We start from the raw sequence: 16,069 nt of genomic DNA, 5'->3' as shown, positions 1-16,069 counted from the left end.
GAGCGCTGCCCCAAGATGGGTCAGGGGGCAGCGCCAATCGGGCTGGTGTCAGCTGTCACCGCTTTCGTCGTAATCCGACATCGGCGGGCAGGTGCAGATCAGGTTGCGATCCCCGTAAGCGTTATCCACCCGGTTTACCGGCGACCAGTATTTATCGACCCCCAGCGACCCCGGAGGGAAGCAGGCGGCTTCGCGGCTGTAGGGACGATCCCAGTCCCCCACCAGATCGCGCACCGTGTGCGGCGCGTTTTTCAGCGGGTTGTTCTGCGGGTCGATCTTGCCGTCGATGACATCCTGCGCCTCTGACCGGATCGACAGCATGGCATCGCAGAACCGGTCCAGCTCATCCTTGGGCTCGGACTCGGTGGGCTCCACCATCAGGGTGCCAGCCACAGGCCAGCTCATGGTGGGGGCGTGAAAACCCGAATCCACCAGACGCTTGGCCACGTCATCCACGGTGACGCCCCCCTCGTCATTCAACGCACGGGTGTCCAGAATGCATTCATGGGCCACACGCCCCGTCGCCGAGGTATAGAGGATACCATAGGCGTCTTTGAGCCGGGCGGCGATGTAGTTGGCGTTGAGGATTGCCACCTTGGTTGCCTGGGTCAGACCGGCGCCGCCCATCAACAGGATATAGGCCCAGGATACCGGCAGGATCGAGGGCGAGCCAAAAGGCGCAGCCGAGACCGGGCCAACGGCAGAGCCATACTCGGGGTGACCGGGCAGATGGTCTGTCAGGTGGGATTTGACACCGATAGGGCCCATGCCGGGACCGCCGCCGCCATGGGGAATGCAAAAGGTTTTGTGCAGGTTCAGGTGGCTGACATCACCACCAATCTTGCCGGGCTGGGCCAGACCCACCATGGCGTTCATATTGGCGCCATCAATATAGACCTGGCCGCCGTGCTCATGGGTGATCTCGCAGACCTCCTGCACGGTGTCCTCAAACACGCCGTGGGTGGAGGGATAGGTGATCATGCAGGCTGCCAGGTTATCGCTGTGCTTTTCCGCTTTGGCGCGGAAGTCAGCCACATCAATATTGCCGTGATCGTCCGCCACCACGGGCACCACCTTATAGCCCACCATCTGCGCCGAGGCCGGGTTGGTGCCATGGGCCGAGGTCGGGATCAGGCAGACATTGCGATGGGCCTCTCCCCGCGCGGCATGGTAATTGCGGATGGTTAGCAGCCCGGCATATTCCCCCTGGGCGCCCGAGTTGGGCTGCTGGGAAATCGCGTCATAGCCGGTGATCTGGCAGAGCTTGTCGTTCAGATCCTCGATCATCGCATGATAGCCCATCGCCTGATCTTTGGGGCAGAAGGGGTGCAGGTTGCCAAACTCGGGCCAGGTGACCGGGATCATCTCAACCGTGGCGTTCAGCTTCATGGTGCAAGAGCCCAGCGGGATCATCGAACGGTCCAAAGCCAGATCGCGGTCCGCCAGACGGCGAATATAGCGGGTGATCTCTGCCTCGGCCCGGTTCTTGTGAAAGATCGGGTGGGTCAGATAGGCGCTTTCGCGCAGCGCATAGTCCGGCAGCCGATACTGTTTGTTCGAACTGTCATCCTCGCGGTCGATGCCAAAAGCACCCCAGACCGCCTCGATGGTTTCCTTGCGGGTCTGTTCGTCCAGGCTGATGCCCACCTTGGTTTCGCCAACCTTGCGCAGGTTGATACCACGGGCAACGGCAGCCTCCATGACGGTCTGTTGCAGCGGGCCGACCTCAACGGTGATGGTATCAAAGAAGACTTCGGGCTCAACCTTGAAGCCATGCTCTTCCAGGCCGGCAGCCAGACGCGAGGTCTTGCGGTGCACCGACTGGGCAATCGCCTTGATGCCATCGGGGCCATGGTAGACCGCATACATCGAGGCCATGACCGCCAGCAGCGCCTGTGCTGTGCAGACGTTGGAATTGGCCTTTTCACGGCGGATGTGCTGCTCGCGGGTTTGCAGCGCCAGACGGTAGGCCTTGTTGCCACGGCTGTCGATCGAGACACCGATGATGCGCCCCGGCATGGCGCGCTTGAGCTTATCCGTGGTGGCCATATAGGCGGCGTGGGGGCCGCCATAGCCCATGGGGACACCAAAGCGCTGGGTGGAGCCGATAGCGATATCCGCGCCCATTTCACCGGGGGATTTCAGCAGCGCCAGCGATAGGATGTCGGCGGCGACAACGGCGATGCCTTTGTGGTCATGCAGCGCTTTGATTTCATCGGTAAAGTCGCGCACATGGCCATAGGTACCGGGATATTGGAAGATGGCGCCAAAGACCGCACCGGCGTCCAGCTCATCCGGGTCGGCAACCACCACGTCGATGCCCAGGGGCGCGGCGCGGGTCTGGATCACCGCGATGGTCTGCGCGTGGCAGTTCTGATCGACAAAGAAGGCGGCGTTATTGGCTTTGGACCGGGCACCGCGATGCGCCATGGCCATGGCCTCGGCTGCCGCTGTGGCCTCGTCCAGCAATGAGGCATTGGCGATATCCATACCTGTGAGATCGCTGACCATAGTCTGGTAGTTCAACAGCGCCTCAAGACGCCCCTGGGAGATCTCGGGCTGGTAGGGCGTATAGGCAGTGTACCAGGCGGGGTTTTCCAGGATGTTGCGCAGGATCGGTGCCGGGGTTGAGGTGCCATAGTAGCCCTGCCCGATCAGTGAGGTCAGCACCTTGTTCTGACCGGCGACTTCTTTCATATGATAGAGCGCGTCGCGCTCGGTCATCGCCGGACCCCAGTCCAGCGGCTCTTGCTGACGAATGGCTTCGGGCACGGTGGCGTCGATCAGATCATCCAGGGTTTTGAAGCCAATCACCTTGAGCATCTCGGCCATCTCCGTGGGAGAGGGGCCGATGTGGCGGCGGTTGGCAAAATCATAGGCTTCGTAGTCGGTCAGTTTAAAGGCCATGTGCAGCGCTCCTATGGAGAGGGGGCATCCAACCGGAGCTGTTGGAGCCTCCGGCGGAGATATTTGGAGAAAGGTGAAACAGCGGGGCCAGACCAGCCGGCCCCGACACACTCAGCCAATCAGGGTTTTGTAACCGTGCAGATCCATCAGATCGTCGAGCTGGGTAGCATCCGACAATTTGATTTTATAGATCCAGGCATCACCTTCGGGGTTTTCGTTCAAAGTGCCGGGATTATCGGCGAGGGTCTCGTTGGCGGCGATGACTTCGCCATCCAGTGGCGCGTAGATTTCCGAGGCCGCCTTGACGGATTCGATGACGCCAATTTCGTCCCCTTTTTCAAAGGTATCGCCTGCTTCTTTCTGTTCGCAAAAGACGATTTCGCCCAGTTGATCAGCCGCGTGTTGGGTGATGCCAAGGGTTGCGGTATCGCCTTCTACGGTGATCCATTCGTGCTCTTCTGAATAATAAGTGGCCATCTGGGACGCTCCTCGTGTCCAAGTTTAGTGTCTTAGCGTTTGTAGTTCTGGGTCACAAAGGGGAGCGCGACCACTTCGGCCGGCTGGGACTTGCCCCGTATGATCAGGTTTACCGTCTCGCCGGGGGTGCTGTGGCCGGCTGCGACATATCCCATGGCGACGGGTCCGCCGACCGTAGGACCAAACCCCCCCGAGGTGATCGCCCCGATGGTCTCGCCCTCGGTGCTTTGCACTTCGACGCCCTGGCGGGCAGGGGCGCGGCCAATGGGCTTAATCCCGACCAGTTTGCGGGCAGCGCCCTCAGTCAGCTGTTTCTGAATGCGGGCAGCGCCGGGAAAGCCGCCCTCTTCGCGGCGCCGTTTCTGCATTGCCCAGGTCAACGCGGCCTCAACCGGCGTGGTCTCGGTGTCGATGTCATTGCCATACAGACAAAGGCCGGCCTCAAGACGCAAGGAATCGCGCGCGCCCAGACCTGCGGGTTCGCAATCCTCATGGGCCAGCAGGGCACGGGTGATCTCTACCGCCTTGTCTTCCGGGATGGAAATCTCATAGCCATCTTCGCCGGTATAGCCCAGGCGCGACAGGCGGCACTCGACCCCCATGATGTCAGCCAGGATGGTTTCCATGAATTTCATATCGCGCGCGGCAGGACAGAGCGCCCCCACCACGTTTTCCGCCGCCGGGCCCTGCACCGCAACCAGGGCGCGGTCAAAAATCTCGGTGACCTCGATGCCCTCAAGATGTTGGGCCATATGGGGAATATCCTGGTGCCGCATGGAGGCGTTGACCACGACAAAGAAATGATCACCGGCATTGGAAACGATCAAATCGTCCATGATGCCGCCCTGGTCATTGGTAAAGAAGGTGTAGCGGGCCTTGCCCTCTTTCAGAGTGGTAAAGGCGGAGGGCGCGATCTTTTCCAGCTGGGCGGCGATATTGTCGCCCTTCAGGATCACCTGCCCCATATGGGAGACGTCAAACAGCCCTGCCTTTTCGCGGCACTGCTTGTGCTCTCCCATGATGCCCATGGGGTATTGAACCGGCATTTCCCAGCCAGCAAAATCTACCATCTTGCCGCCAAGTTCCACATGCAGGTCATAAAGCGGTGTGCGTTTGGGTACGTCAGTCAGTGTATCGGACATTGTATCGGGCCTTTGTTTGCGAAGAGCAGTCACGGGACACCATAACGGTGTAAGGCGCATTGCGCACCACACGGGCCAGGCCTCTGATCTGTACATCTTCGCGCGTCACAGCTCCGCCTCCGATCAGGACACGCCCAGTTTGGGAAAATGCGCCCATACGTCCCGCATATCTCCTTTAGGAAACTTTTCCCCCTTAATCAACAAAAGATGTTCTAGTGAAATTTTGACTGCTGCAAGCATCACAGCTAAGGTTCAACCGCAACAGGAGAAACCGCCAACATGGAACCGGTTCAATCAGAAGAAGCAGGGCTCGCGCCCGAGGCAGGCGAAGCCCCGGACGGGCAGGTTCTGGGCAAAATGATTCGCGACGCGCGCAAGGAAAAGGGCCTGACCCTGGAAGAAGCGGCCAAGGCCGCGGCCATCGGGCGTTCAACCCTGTCAAAGATCGAGAACAACCAGACCCGCCCGAGTTTTGAGATTATCCGCCGCCTGATGCAGACATTGGAGCTGGAAACGCCGCAATTATTCGTCCAATCGGCGCAAAGCAGCATTTCGGGGCGCCGTGACTACACCCTGTCGGGGCGCGGCGAGCATCAGGAAACCAAGACCTATGACCATGAGCTGTTGTGTACCGAGCTCACCAGCAAGCGGATGCTGCCCTATATCAGCACCATCAAGGCGCGGGATGTGACCGAATATGACAGCTGGGTACGCCATCGCGGCGAAGAGTTCATGTATGTGATCAGCGGCGATCTGGTGCTCTATACCGAACACTATCGCCCGCTCAGCATGACCGCAGGTGATTCGGTCTATTACGACAGCGGCATGGGCCATGGCTGCGTATCCACCAGCGCAGAGGACGCAAAGGTTCTTTGGGTCTCGCTGGAAATCTGACGCCAGTAACATCAACCTGTGCAGCAGTATCCGCCAGGTCTGCAGCCAAGTCTGCAGCCAGCTCAGCAACCCTCAACGATGGTAATGCTGGCCTCGCAGGCGCCTGCGCGGCGGGCGCGGGCATCGGTGTATTCGGATGAATTGTAGCAGTCGCGCGCCTGTTGCAGGCTGTCGAACTGGATCACCACATGGCGCTGCCAGCTGTCGCCCTCCAGGGTTTGTGCACTGCCGCCACGGGCTAGGAATATGGCACCATACTGCGCAAACGCAGCCGGAGCGATGGCCTGATAGCCCAGATAGGCCTCTGGGTCTGTCACTGTGACATGGGCAATCCAATAGGCCTTGGGCACCAGACTATTCCCTTTCTGTCCCCGCCAGCAGCCGCTCTGCCACGGCTGAGGCATCCGCCAGATGCGCCTCCACCGCGCGGCGTGCCGCCTCGGGGTCGCCTGCAATGATGGCATCACAGATCGCCTGCATATGAAACAGCCCAGGCTGGGCCCGGTCGCTGGCTGACAGCGTCATCGCCCGCAGCCGGCTGATCCGACCATTGAGCCGATTGACCACCTCCCAGGCGATATGATGGCCGGCGGCCTCAAACATCACCTGATAAAACCCGGTCGAAGCCTTATACAAAGCCCCCGGCTCTACATCTGCGCCGGTCTGGGCAAAGGCCCGTTTCAGGGCCGCCAGTGCTGCCCGCAAATCGCGGTGCAAACTGGGCGCGCCAGATCGGGCGCAGGCCATGGCAACCGAGGTCTCGAGCATGCGGCGGATCTCATAGATCTGGCGCGCATCTTCCCAGCTCAGCGAGGCCACGATGGGGCCGCGATTGGGCAGGATCTCCACCAGCCCTTCGGCCTCGAGGTATCGAATCGTCTCTCGGATGACCGTCCGGCTAACCCCCAGTTGATCACACAGGGGCCGCTCCACCAGCCGCTCACCCGGGGAAAACACCCCCGCGATGATCGCCTCACGCATTTTTTCCTGCACGATTTCACGAAGCGTTGCAGGGGGTTGTTCGATTCTCAGCTGAGCCAGACCAGGGTTTTCCATGGGTGCTATCTACCAGCAGCCCTGCGGCAAGACAATAGATTCTTGACTAACGAGATTATGGTATACCATAAGTTGGCTCAACAGATTCACTCCAACTCAGGTGCCCCATGCCAGCTGTCATTCGCAAAACTCTCCTCCATATCGAAGAAACCCTGATCGAGGGCGGTAAGGAAGCCGCAACTCCGCTCAAACTGATTGCCGCCATCGCGGTGGTCAAAAACCCCTGGGCAGGTCGGGGGTTCGTTGAGGACCTGAAGCCGGAAATCCATGACTGCGCGCCAGAGCTGGGCGAGTTGCTGACCAAGATGGTGCTGGATGCTGCCGGTGGTGGCGACAAGGTCGAAGCCTATGGCAAATCCGCCATTGTCGGGTTGGACGGCGAGGTCGAGCATGCCTCGGCGCTGATCCACACCCTGCGGTTTGGCAACCACTACCGCGAGGCCGTGGGCGCCAAGAGCTACCTGGCCTTTTGCAACACCCGTGGCCCGGCCAATGCGCCGCTGATGATCCCCCTGATGGATAAAAACGACGGCGGTCGCCGCTCGCATTATCTCACCATTCAATGCGCGGTGGCGGATGCCCCGGCGGCGGATGAGATTGTCATCGCCCTGGGCGCCTCAATTGGTGGGCGACCACATCACCGTATTGGTGACCGTTATCAGGATCTAAAGGATCTGGGCCATGATCTCGACAACCCTGCCTCTGTCTGATCCCTTCGGCAGCCTCAGCTACCGCGACGCCGGTAGCGGCGAAGCTCTGGTGTTGATCCATGGGGTCGGCATGCAGAGCGCCGCCTGGGCGCCGCAGATTGAGGCGTTGTCGAAAACCCATCGGGTCCTGTCGCTGGACATGCCCGGCCACGGTGGCAGTAGCGCCCTGGCAGAAGGTGCCGATCTGCCGACCTATGTGGCCTGGCTGCATGCGGCCCTGGGTGCGCTGAATTTAGGCCCGGTCAATCTGGCCGGCCACTCCATGGGGGCGTTAATCGCGGGTGGCTTTGCCTGCACGCATCCCCAAATGCTGCGCCGGGTTGCGCTGATCAATGGCGTGTTCAGGCGCTCAGACCCGGCCCGGTCTGCGGTGCTGGCCCGTGCTGGCGAAATCAAGGCCGGCAGAGTGGATCTGGAAACGCCGCTCAGCCGCTGGTTTGGCGATAGCCCGGCTGAACAGCAGGCCAGAACACAGGTCGCGCGCTGGCTGTCGCAGGTTGATCAAGCGGGCTATGCCACCGCCTATGGCGCCTTTGCCCGGGGCGATGCCACCTATGCACAAGCCTGGCCACAGATTGCCTGCCCGCTGCTGGCGCTCACCGGTGACGCCGATCCAAACTCGACCCCGGCAATGGCCCGCGCCATGGCGGATCTGGCCCAGAACGGCACGGCGGAAATTCTGCCCGGCCGCCATATGGTCAATCTGACCGACCCAGATGCGGTGACACAAAGCCTAAGCCGCTGGTTGCGACGCCCAACACCCAATATAAAGGAGACCCCAATGGCCCCCGCCCCGCTTGATCCGCGCGCCCTGCGCGATGCCTTTGGCACCTTCCTGACCGGTGTCACCGTGGTCACCAGCCATGACGACACCGGCACACCGCTGGGTTTTACCGCCAATTCCTTTGCCTCGGTGTCGCTAGACCCGCCGCTGGTGCTGGTCTGCCTGGCCAATAGCTCCCGGAACTTCGAGGCTCTGACCCAGGCCTCTGGCTTTGCGGTGAACATTCTTGCGGAAGACCAGAAAGACATCTCCAACACCTTTGCGCGGCCTGCTGAGGACCGCTTTGCAGCGGTGGACTGGCAGATCGGGCCCCAGGGCTCGCCCATTCTGGCCGGGGTTTCGGCCTGGTTTGACTGCAGCATGCATAAAACGGTTGAGGCCGGCGACCATGTGATCCTGATCGGCCAAGTGGAGGCCTTTGACACCAGCACCGCCCCTGGTCTGGGCTATGCCCGTGGCGCCTATGTCACTCCCGCCGCCGAAGCAGAGGCGCTGGCCCATGGCGCCAACCTGGTGGTCTCGGCTTTGATTGAACGGGCTGGCGAAGTGCTGCTGATCGACGACGGGTTTGGCGGGCTGACCCTGCCGCAAAAACCCGTTGGCCGCGCCGGGGCCTCGGTAGCGCTGAGCGAGCTGATCACCAGCTGCGGAATTGAGGCGGATCCGGGCTTTATCTACTCGGTCTTTGAAGACGCCGCCCGCGAGCATCAGCATATTTCCTTCCTCTGTCAGGCTGGCGAAGGCACCCCAAAACAGGGCTGTTTCACGGCTCTGACCGCATCAACCATGATGGAGGTCACCGACCCGGCGCTGCGCATTATGCTGGAACGTTTCGCCAGCGAAAGCCGCATGGGCAATTACGGGGTGTTTTACGGCACTCAAACCAGCGGCAATATCCGCAAAATCGTGTCAGGGAGTGCAACGGCATGAAGTTTTCCTTGTTTGCCCATATGGAGCGGATCTCACCGGATCAGGACCAAAAGCAGCTGTATGACGAGTTCATAGAACTGTGCAAAATTGCCGATCGCGGCGGGATGCATGCGATCTGGACGGGGGAGCACCACGGGATGAATTTCACCATCTCGCCCAACCCGTTTCTGAACCTCGTTGATGTGGCCCGCCATACGGAAAACGTGCGGCTGGGCACCGGTACCGTGATTGCCCCCTTCTGGCACCCGATCCGTCTAGCGGGCGAGGCGGCGCTGACCGATATCATCACCGATGGGCGATTGGATCTGGGCATTGCCCGTGGCGCCTATTCCTTTGAGTATGAGCGTATGATGCCCGGCATGGATGCCTGGGAAGCAGGCCAGCGCATGCGCGAGCTGATCCCCGCTGTGCAGGGGCTTTGGCAGGGCGATTATGCCCAGGAGGGAGAGTTCCATTCCTTCCCCAAAACCACCTCTGCCCCCAAGCCCGTGCAGCAGGACGGCCCGCCGATCTGGGTTGCCGCCCGCGATCCCAACAGCCATGAGTTTGCTGTCGCCAATCACTGCAATGTGCAGGTGACGCCGCTGTGGCAGGGCGACGGTGAGATCAGCAGCCTGATGCAGCGTTTCAACGATGCCTGCGCCAAACACCCCGACACCCCGCGTCCCAAGATCATGCTGCTGCTGCACACCTATGTGGCCGACAGCGCCGAAGACGTGAAGCAGGCCGCAGCAGAGCTGAACCGGTTCTACTGCTACTTTGGCGCCTGGTTCAAAAACGAACGCGCCGTTGATCAGGGCCTGATCGCACCGCTCTCAGACGAAGAAATCGCCGCGCATCCTTTCTACTCGCCGGACGCGATGGAACGTGATCTGGTGATCGCCGAACCTGCAGGTGTTATTGACCGGATCAAGACATATGAGGCCCTGGGCTATGATGAGTACTCCTTCTGGATCGACTCCAGCATGAGCTTTGAGCGCAAAAAGGCCTCGCTTGAGCGCTTCATCCATGAGGTCATGCCCGCCTTTGCCTAAAGGCCGCCGTCGCAAAAGGACAGATCATGCAGCAGTTCCATCACTATATCGGCGGCCAGTTTGAGGCCGGATCAGCCCAGTTTGATAGCCTGGATCCCGCCACCGGCGCGGCCTGGGCCAGGATGCCAGAGGCCAGCCCGGCGGATGTGGACCGGGCCGTTGACGCCGCCGAGGCGGCCTTTTATGCGCCCGACTGGGCAGAGATGACCGCCAGCCAGCGCGGCAAGCTGTTGCTGCGGCTGGCGGATCTGGTGGCCGAAAACGCCCCGCGTCTGGCCGAGCTGGAAACCCGCGACACCGGCAAGATCATCCGCGAGACCTCAGCCCAGATTGCCTATGTGGCGGAGTACTACCGCTATTATGCCGGGCTGGCGGATAAGATCGAAGGCGCGCATCTGCCCATTGATAAACCGGACATGGAGGTCTGGCTGCGGCGCGAACCCCTGGGGGTGGTGGCCGCCATTGTCCCCTGGAACTCGCAACTGTTTCTGTCGGCGGTCAAGATCGGCCCGGCGCTGGCCGCAGGCTGCACCGTGGTGCTGAAGGCCTCAGAAGAAGCCCCGGCGCCACTGCTGGAATTTGCCCGTCTTTTTGATCAGGCGGGTTTTCCGCCCGGTGTGCTCAACGTGATGACCGGCGGGGCGGCGGCGGGGGCGGCGCTGACCTCGCATCCCAAGGTTGCCCATGTGGCCTTTACCGGCGGGCCGGAAACCGCCCGCCATATTGTCCGCAACTCCGCCGAAAACCTGGCCTCCACCTCGCTGGAGCTGGGGGGCAAATCGCCCTTTATCGTCTTTGAAGACGCCGATATCGACAGCGCGGTGAATGCGCAGATCTCCGGCATCTTTGCCGCCACTGGCCAAAGCTGCGTCGCAGGCTCACGGCTGGTGATCGCCAGTTCGATCAAGGATCAATTCCTGGCGCGGCTGAAACAAAAGGCCGAAGCCGTGGTGATCGGCGCCCCAGATGATATGGCTACCGAGGTGGGCCCGCTGTGTACCCAGGCGCAGCGTGACCATGCACTGGCGCTGATTGCCGCCTCCACCACAGCAGGTGCCAAGCTGGTCACTGGCGGCACCGCGCCTGATCGGCCGGGCTACTACTTTCCGCCCACCATTCTGGATTGCTCCGATGCGCCGGACGCCCCCTGTCTGCACACAGAATTCTTTGGCCCGGTTTTGTCAGTCGTTAGTTTCAACACTGAGGCCGAAGCCCTGGCCATCGCCAATGATACCCAGTTTGGCCTTGCCTCGGGTGTGTTCACCCAAAGCCTGACACGGGCCCATCGGATGATCCGGGGCATTCGTGCCGGCATCGTCTGGGTCAACACCTATCGGGCGGTTTCTCCCATTGCGCCCTTTGGCGGTCACGGGTTGTCAGGGCATGGACGCGAAGGCGGTTTGCAGGCGGCGCTGGACTATACAAAGGTCAAAGCGGTCTGGCTGCGTACCTCTGACGATCCGATCCCGGATCCCTTTGTGATGCGCTAAGCCCACCGGGAAGGTTGGGCCGAGGGGTGCCGGGGTTTTAGCAGGGGCTTTGAATTGAAGCTTTGACATGGGCATTGCGCGATTTCTGCCTATGGTGGACATAGGCAGGACACCGCTGTCTTGTCCCAAAGGAGCCGATGACATGACCAAATCCCTGTTCCCCCTGCCAGAACCGCTGATCATTCCCGTCCACGGGGAAGAGCGCGGCTATCCGGTAGGTCGCATTTTCTGCGTTGGGCGCAACTATGCGGCGCATGCCGCCGAAATGGGGGTCGAGGTCGACCGGGAGGCGCCGTTCTATTTCACCAAATCCAGCGCCAATGCGGTGCTGAGCGGGGCAAGCTGCCCCTACCCCCCCGGCACCGAGAACTTTCACTATGAAATGGAGCTGGCCCTGGCCATTGGCGCGCCGGTGTTCCGCGCCACACCGGCTGAGGCCTGCGCCGCCATCTATGGCTATGGCTGCGCCCTGGACATGACCCGGCGCGATTTGCAGATCCGCGAGCGCAAAAAGCAGCGCCCCTGGGATCTGGGTAAAGATCTGGAACAGGGCACCGTCTTTGCCCCACTGACCAAGGCGAGCGATTGGGGGCCGGTGGCGGATCAGCGGATTTGGTTGACGCTGGACGGCGACACCAAACAGGATGCCACCCTGACCGAGCTGATCTGGTCGGTTGAGGAAATCATCTGCCACCTGTCCGGTTTCTACCATTTGCGTCCCGGTGACCTGATCCTGACGGGCACCCCTGCCGGGGTCGGACCCGCCCTGGCCGGGCAACATATGCAGGGTGGAATCACCGGTCTTGCTCCGATCTCGCTGCATCTCTCAGATGCCGCATAGTCTTCAACCATAGAGCGTGATCAGGTACGAAAGGTACAATGCTATGTGCGCTCGGTCCATTCGCAAAGGCACCTGTGCTTTGCATATTAGAGCTTAAACCGCTCTGGCAGCGACAGGCACCGGCACGGGCGCCACGGGAAAATGCAGAAACCAGCCTGTGCGTTCTTGTCGCCTTAGTGTCCGGCAAAGAGGGATTGAAAAACGCGATACATAGTGCTGATATGTATCACACCGTGGGATGGGGCCGGAAATTCGTAACATGTCTGTGTCATATTGGGGGACGGGAACCGATGACATCTCTGACCGCTGAATTCATGAGTGAGAAATACATAATCCGGCATTGATAGTTACAAATGCACCCAATAGCAGAGGGGCAGCCCGTTCCTTTCGCGAAGAAATATCAGCGTTCTGGAAACAAACTGGAAAGAATCGAGCCTCCTGTTGCAATATCGTTTTCCGATGGCAATAGGATGGTAAATTATAAGGTCAAAGGGAGGAATCATATGACCACTCGTAGAAAGCTTCTTGGAGCCGCTGGCGCCGCCGCCATCGTCGCCCTGAGCGCCACTTCGGCATTTGCCGAAAATGTCACCCTGAAACTGCACCAGTTTCTGCCTGCGCAGGCCAATGTGCCAAAGTTGGTCCTGGACGTCTGGGCTGACAACGTCGAAGCGGCTTCCGGTGGTGAAATCACCATTGACCGTTTTCCCTCGATGCAGCTGGGCGGTAAGCCACCAGAGCTGATGGACCAGGCGATCGACGGCGTTGCAGACATCGTTTGGACCGTTGTTGCCTATACACCCGGTCGTTTCCCTTCGACCGAAGTCTTTGAACTGCCCTTCATGATGACCAATGCCCGTGCCACATCGCACGCCTATTGGGAAATGTTCGATAAACACATGAAAGACACCGAGTTCAAGGACGTCAAAATCCTTGGCACCTGGGTGCACGGCCCTGGTGTGATCCATACCTCCGATCCAGTGAGCACCCCTGCCGACATGCAGGGCATGAAGATCCGTGGCGGTGGCCGGTCGGTCAACTCGCTGCTGACACAACTGGGTGCAACCCCTGTTGGCATGCCGGTTCCCGCAATCCCCGAAGGTCTGTCCAAGGGCGTGATTGACGGCACCACCATCCCATGGGAAGTCACTGCCGCGCTGAAAGTTCCAGAACTGGTTGAAAACCACACCGAGTTCACCGGAAAAGCGCTCTATACTCTGACTTTCGTCCTGGCGATGAACAAAGAAAAATACGAAAGCCTGTCGGACGCCCAGAAAGCGGCAATCGACGACAACTCCGGCCTGGAATTCTCGGTCTTTGCCGGTGGCACCATGGCGGCCTCTGATGACCCCTCGCGTGAAGCGGCGCTGGATAACGGCAACAACGTCATCACCCTGGACGAAGAGCAGACTGCTGAATGGCGCAAGCTGGCGCAGCCTGTCTACGACACATGGCTGGCAGATATGACCGAAAAGGGCATCGACGGTCAGGCGCTTCTGGATGAAGCCTCTTATCTGATTGAAAAGTACACGCCACAATACGTCGAGTAAGCTAGAAATATTGTCAAAGGGCCGCAGCAGCACTTGGTGCCGCGGCCCTTTTGCGCACAAAAAAGGGGTTCTTAACCATGCACAAGCTCATGATGGGGCTGGCCAGATCCATGGCCATTATCGGCGGTATGGTCCTCTCTCTTCTGATCATTATGACCTGCCTGTCGATTATCGGCCGCTTGCTCAATGGCGTCTTCCACGGCGGTGTTATGCAATCAATTGCACCGGGCTTTTCAAACTGGATGATCACCTGGGTGGGGCCGATCAACGGCGATTTTGAATTGGTAGAAGCTGGCGTTGCCTTTGCCATCTTTGCGTTCCTGCCGCTTTGCCAGATCTCTGTTGGCCATGCTGCAGTTGATGTCGTCGCCAATTCCTTTCCACGTGGCGTAAACCGCTTTTTGCGCATGGTGACCGAACTGCTGTTTGCCGGGGTGCTGGTGCTGATCGCCTGGCGTCTTGCGGCTGGTACCATCAGCAAGTTTGGCAATGGCGAAACGTCGTTTCTACTGGAGTTCCCAGTCTGGTGGGCCTTTGGCGCCAGTCTGTTTGGCGCAATCATCGCCGCTATCCTTGGCATCTACATGGCTGCTGTCCGCACCATGGAATTTTTTACCGGCCGTATCCAGATCTGGGACGGCGTGGAGGGTGAACAGTGACTACTCTTGAAATTGGTATCGCCTCATTTCCTGTTCTGATGGTGCTGATCTTCCTGCGAGTGCCCATTGGGTTGTCGATGTTTTTGGTCGGCCTTGGTGGGTTGATCATGGTCACCGATGGCACGCAGGTGGCTTTTGGCCGTCTCAAAAGTGAGACCTACTCGACCTTCTCCTCCTATTCGCTGACCATCGTGCCGATGTTCCTGCTGATGGGCCATTTTGCCACCCTGGGCGGCATGTCCTCGGCCTTGTTCAAAGCAGCCGAAGGATTTCTGGGCCATAAAAAGGGCGGCGTCGCCATGGCCTCGATCGGGGCCTGCGCTGGCTTTGGGGCCATCTGTGGCTCCTCGCTGGCAACAGCTGCCACCATGGGCCGGGTCGCCCTGCCCGAACTGAAACAATATGGCTACGCCGGCGGGTTTTCCACCGCGACCCTGGCAGCAGGCGGCACCCTGGGTATTCTGATCCCGCCCTCTGTGGTGCTGGTGATCTATGCCATTCTGACCGAACAAAACATCGCCAAACTGTTCCTCGCCGCCTTTATCCCTGGCCTGCTGGCAGCCATTGGCTATGTCATCGTGATTTCTATCTACGTGCGCCTGAACCCCAAGGCCGCAGGCACCCGCCCGGCCATTCCCTGGTCCGAGCGCTTTGCCAATCTGATCAAGGTCTGGCCGGTACTGACAGTTTTTGGCCTGGTTGTTGGCGGCATCTATGGCGGCTTGTTCACCCCAACCGAAGGCGCCGCTGTTGGCGCCACGGGTACCGGTTTCATCGCCTGGATGAACGGTGGGCTGGATCGTGAAAATCTGGTCGACAGCTTTATGGTGACAGCACGCTCCACCGCGATGATCTTTTTCATCGTCCTGGGGGCAGGCTTTTACAATGGCTTTCTCGCCCTGACCAAAGTGCCGCAAGAGCTGGCTGATTTTGTGGTCAGCCAGGGCTTTAGCCCCTGGATGGTGCTGGCGCTGATCCTGGCCTTCTATCTGGTCTTTGGCTGCCTGATGGACAGTCTGTCGATGATCCTGCTGACCATTCCAATCTTTTTCCCGGTGATTTCGGTGATGGATTTTGGCCTGCTGTCGCTTATCGACATGCAAGCAAGTGCCGCAATGGAGGTGCTGAACAACGGCATACCCGATGGCATGGGAGCAGAGATGCTCGCCTCAATTCAAGATGCCATTGCCACCGGTACTGAGCTGACCCGGGAACAGATGAAAGAGCTGGGCATTCGGGTGACCGAGGGGCGCGTCAACCGCATCGAGTCCGAGTATGTCGCCATCTGGTTTGGTATTCTGGTGCTCATCGTGGTCGAGGTCGGCCTGATCACTCCGCCGGTTGGGATGAACCTGTTCATCATCAACGCGATGGATCGCAAGACCAAGATGATCGACACCTACAAGGCGGTGATGTTCTTTGTCGCCTCCGATATCATCCGCGTGATTATCCTGGTGCTCTTCCCCTTCATCACCCTGCTGCCGCTGTATCTTTTGTACTAAAGCCCAACACAGCAAATCGGCCCGGAAAATTCCTGGCACGGCACGGACAAACAGCGCCCTCTTCCAGCTTGGCTGGGAGGGGGCTTTTCATCG

14 protein-coding genes are annotated in these 16,069 nt (G+C 59.8%); 9 read left to right on the top strand and 5 right to left on the bottom strand.

Annotation, left to right across the window (positions count from 1 at the left end):
• Positions 1 to 48 precede the first annotated feature (48 nt).
• From gcvP to gcvT, 3 genes are all read right to left on the bottom strand, one after another.
• A complete protein-coding gene (gene gcvP, locus N1037_01790) occupies positions 49 to 2,907 on the bottom strand; it encodes an aminomethyl-transferring glycine dehydrogenase (protein ID UWS79777.1) in 2,859 nt (952 codons plus the stop codon).
• A gap of 111 nt (positions 2,908 to 3,018) precedes the next feature.
• On the bottom strand, positions 3,019 to 3,384 hold the full coding sequence (gene gcvH / locus N1037_01785) for a glycine cleavage system protein GcvH (GenBank protein UWS79776.1): 366 nt from the start codon (positions 3,382 to 3,384) through the stop codon (positions 3,019 to 3,021).
• Between the two features lie 32 nt (positions 3,385 to 3,416).
• On the bottom strand, positions 3,417 to 4,514 hold the full coding sequence (gcvT, locus tag N1037_01780) for a glycine cleavage system aminomethyltransferase GcvT (protein UWS81290.1): 1,098 nt from the start codon (positions 4,512 to 4,514) through the stop codon (positions 3,417 to 3,419).
• A gap of 291 nt (positions 4,515 to 4,805) precedes the next feature.
• Between gcvT and N1037_01775 the strand changes: the two genes are divergently transcribed.
• Positions 4,806 to 5,420: an XRE family transcriptional regulator gene (locus tag N1037_01775; protein ID UWS79775.1), complete on the top strand. Its 615-nt coding sequence runs from the start codon at positions 4,806 to 4,808 to the stop codon at positions 5,418 to 5,420.
• A 62-nt stretch (positions 5,421 to 5,482) separates the two neighbouring features.
• On the opposite strand, the gene N1037_01770 is transcribed toward N1037_01775, so the two are convergent.
• Both N1037_01770 and N1037_01765 read right to left on the bottom strand, forming a co-directional pair.
• Positions 5,483 to 5,770, bottom strand: coding sequence for a DUF1330 domain-containing protein (locus tag N1037_01770; protein UWS79774.1), 288 nt, complete (start codon positions 5,768 to 5,770; stop codon positions 5,483 to 5,485).
• A 4-nt stretch (positions 5,771 to 5,774) separates the two neighbouring features.
• Positions 5,775 to 6,476 carry a GntR family transcriptional regulator gene (locus N1037_01765; GenBank protein UWS79773.1) on the bottom strand — a complete coding sequence of 234 codons (702 nt, stop codon included), beginning with the start codon at positions 6,474 to 6,476 and terminating at the stop codon, positions 5,775 to 5,777.
• A 107-nt stretch (positions 6,477 to 6,583) separates the two neighbouring features.
• Between N1037_01765 and N1037_01760 the strand changes: the two genes are divergently transcribed.
• The 8 genes from N1037_01760 to N1037_01725 all read left to right on the top strand — a co-directional run bounded on the left by N1037_01760 (position 6,584) and on the right by N1037_01725 (position 15,976).
• Positions 6,584 to 7,186 (top strand): amino acid synthesis family protein, encoded by a 603-nt coding sequence (locus tag N1037_01760; GenBank protein UWS79772.1) that lies wholly within the window; start codon positions 6,584 to 6,586, stop codon positions 7,184 to 7,186.
• Positions 7,158 to 8,900: an alpha/beta fold hydrolase gene (locus N1037_01755; protein UWS79771.1), complete on the top strand. Its 1,743-nt coding sequence runs from the start codon at positions 7,158 to 7,160 to the stop codon at positions 8,898 to 8,900. The genes N1037_01760 and N1037_01755 overlap by 29 nt, the downstream gene beginning before the upstream one ends.
• Positions 8,897 to 9,934, top strand: a complete 1,038-nt coding sequence (locus N1037_01750) for an LLM class flavin-dependent oxidoreductase (GenBank protein ID UWS79770.1) — start codon at positions 8,897 to 8,899, stop codon at positions 9,932 to 9,934. The genes N1037_01755 and N1037_01750 overlap by 4 nt, the downstream gene beginning before the upstream one ends.
• Positions 9,935 to 9,960: 26 nt before the next feature.
• Positions 9,961 to 11,424, top strand: coding sequence for an aldehyde dehydrogenase (locus N1037_01745; protein UWS79769.1), 1,464 nt, complete (start codon positions 9,961 to 9,963; stop codon positions 11,422 to 11,424).
• Between the two features lie 142 nt (positions 11,425 to 11,566).
• Positions 11,567 to 12,265, top strand: coding sequence for a fumarylacetoacetate hydrolase family protein (locus N1037_01740; GenBank protein ID UWS79768.1), 699 nt, complete (start codon positions 11,567 to 11,569; stop codon positions 12,263 to 12,265).
• 503 nt (positions 12,266 to 12,768) lie between these two features.
• Positions 12,769 to 13,815 (top strand): TRAP transporter substrate-binding protein, encoded by a 1,047-nt coding sequence (locus N1037_01735; GenBank protein ID UWS79767.1) that lies wholly within the window; start codon positions 12,769 to 12,771, stop codon positions 13,813 to 13,815.
• A 77-nt stretch (positions 13,816 to 13,892) separates the two neighbouring features.
• Positions 13,893 to 14,474, top strand: coding sequence for a TRAP transporter small permease (locus tag N1037_01730; protein ID UWS79766.1), 582 nt, complete (start codon positions 13,893 to 13,895; stop codon positions 14,472 to 14,474).
• Positions 14,471 to 15,976 (top strand): TRAP transporter large permease, encoded by a 1,506-nt coding sequence (locus N1037_01725; GenBank protein UWS79765.1) that lies wholly within the window; start codon positions 14,471 to 14,473, stop codon positions 15,974 to 15,976. The genes N1037_01730 and N1037_01725 overlap by 4 nt, the downstream gene beginning before the upstream one ends.
• The last annotated feature ends 93 nt before the right edge of the window (positions 15,977 to 16,069 follow it).

The sequence above is a fragment of the Phaeobacter sp. G2 genome (assembly GCA_025163595.1).
Lineage (GTDB): Bacteria > Pseudomonadota > Alphaproteobacteria > Rhodobacterales > Rhodobacteraceae > Pseudophaeobacter.
Note: the sequence above shows the minus strand (reverse complement) of the source record. Positions and strands in the feature narration are given on the sequence as shown.

Coding starts and splice junctions, on each gene's coding strand:
- gcvP (UWS79777.1), bottom strand. CDS start 2,907: ATGGCCTTTAAACTGACCGACTACGAAGCCTATGATTTTGCCAACCGC.
- gcvH (UWS79776.1), bottom strand. CDS start 3,384: ATGGCCACTTATTATTCAGAAGAGCACGAATGGATCACCGTAGAAGGC.
- N1037_01775 (UWS79775.1), top strand. CDS start 4,806: ATGGAACCGGTTCAATCAGAAGAAGCAGGGCTCGCGCCCGAGGCAGGC.
- N1037_01765 (UWS79773.1), bottom strand. CDS start 6,476: ATGGAAAACCCTGGTCTGGCTCAGCTGAGAATCGAACAACCCCCTGCA.
- N1037_01760 (UWS79772.1), top strand. CDS start 6,584: ATGCCAGCTGTCATTCGCAAAACTCTCCTCCATATCGAAGAAACCCTG.
- N1037_01755 (UWS79771.1), top strand. CDS start 7,158: ATGATCTCGACAACCCTGCCTCTGTCTGATCCCTTCGGCAGCCTCAGC.
- N1037_01750 (UWS79770.1), top strand. CDS start 8,897: ATGAAGTTTTCCTTGTTTGCCCATATGGAGCGGATCTCACCGGATCAG.
- N1037_01745 (UWS79769.1), top strand. CDS start 9,961: ATGCAGCAGTTCCATCACTATATCGGCGGCCAGTTTGAGGCCGGATCA.
- N1037_01740 (UWS79768.1), top strand. CDS start 11,567: ATGACCAAATCCCTGTTCCCCCTGCCAGAACCGCTGATCATTCCCGTC.
- N1037_01735 (UWS79767.1), top strand. CDS start 12,769: ATGACCACTCGTAGAAAGCTTCTTGGAGCCGCTGGCGCCGCCGCCATC.
- N1037_01730 (UWS79766.1), top strand. CDS start 13,893: ATGCACAAGCTCATGATGGGGCTGGCCAGATCCATGGCCATTATCGGC.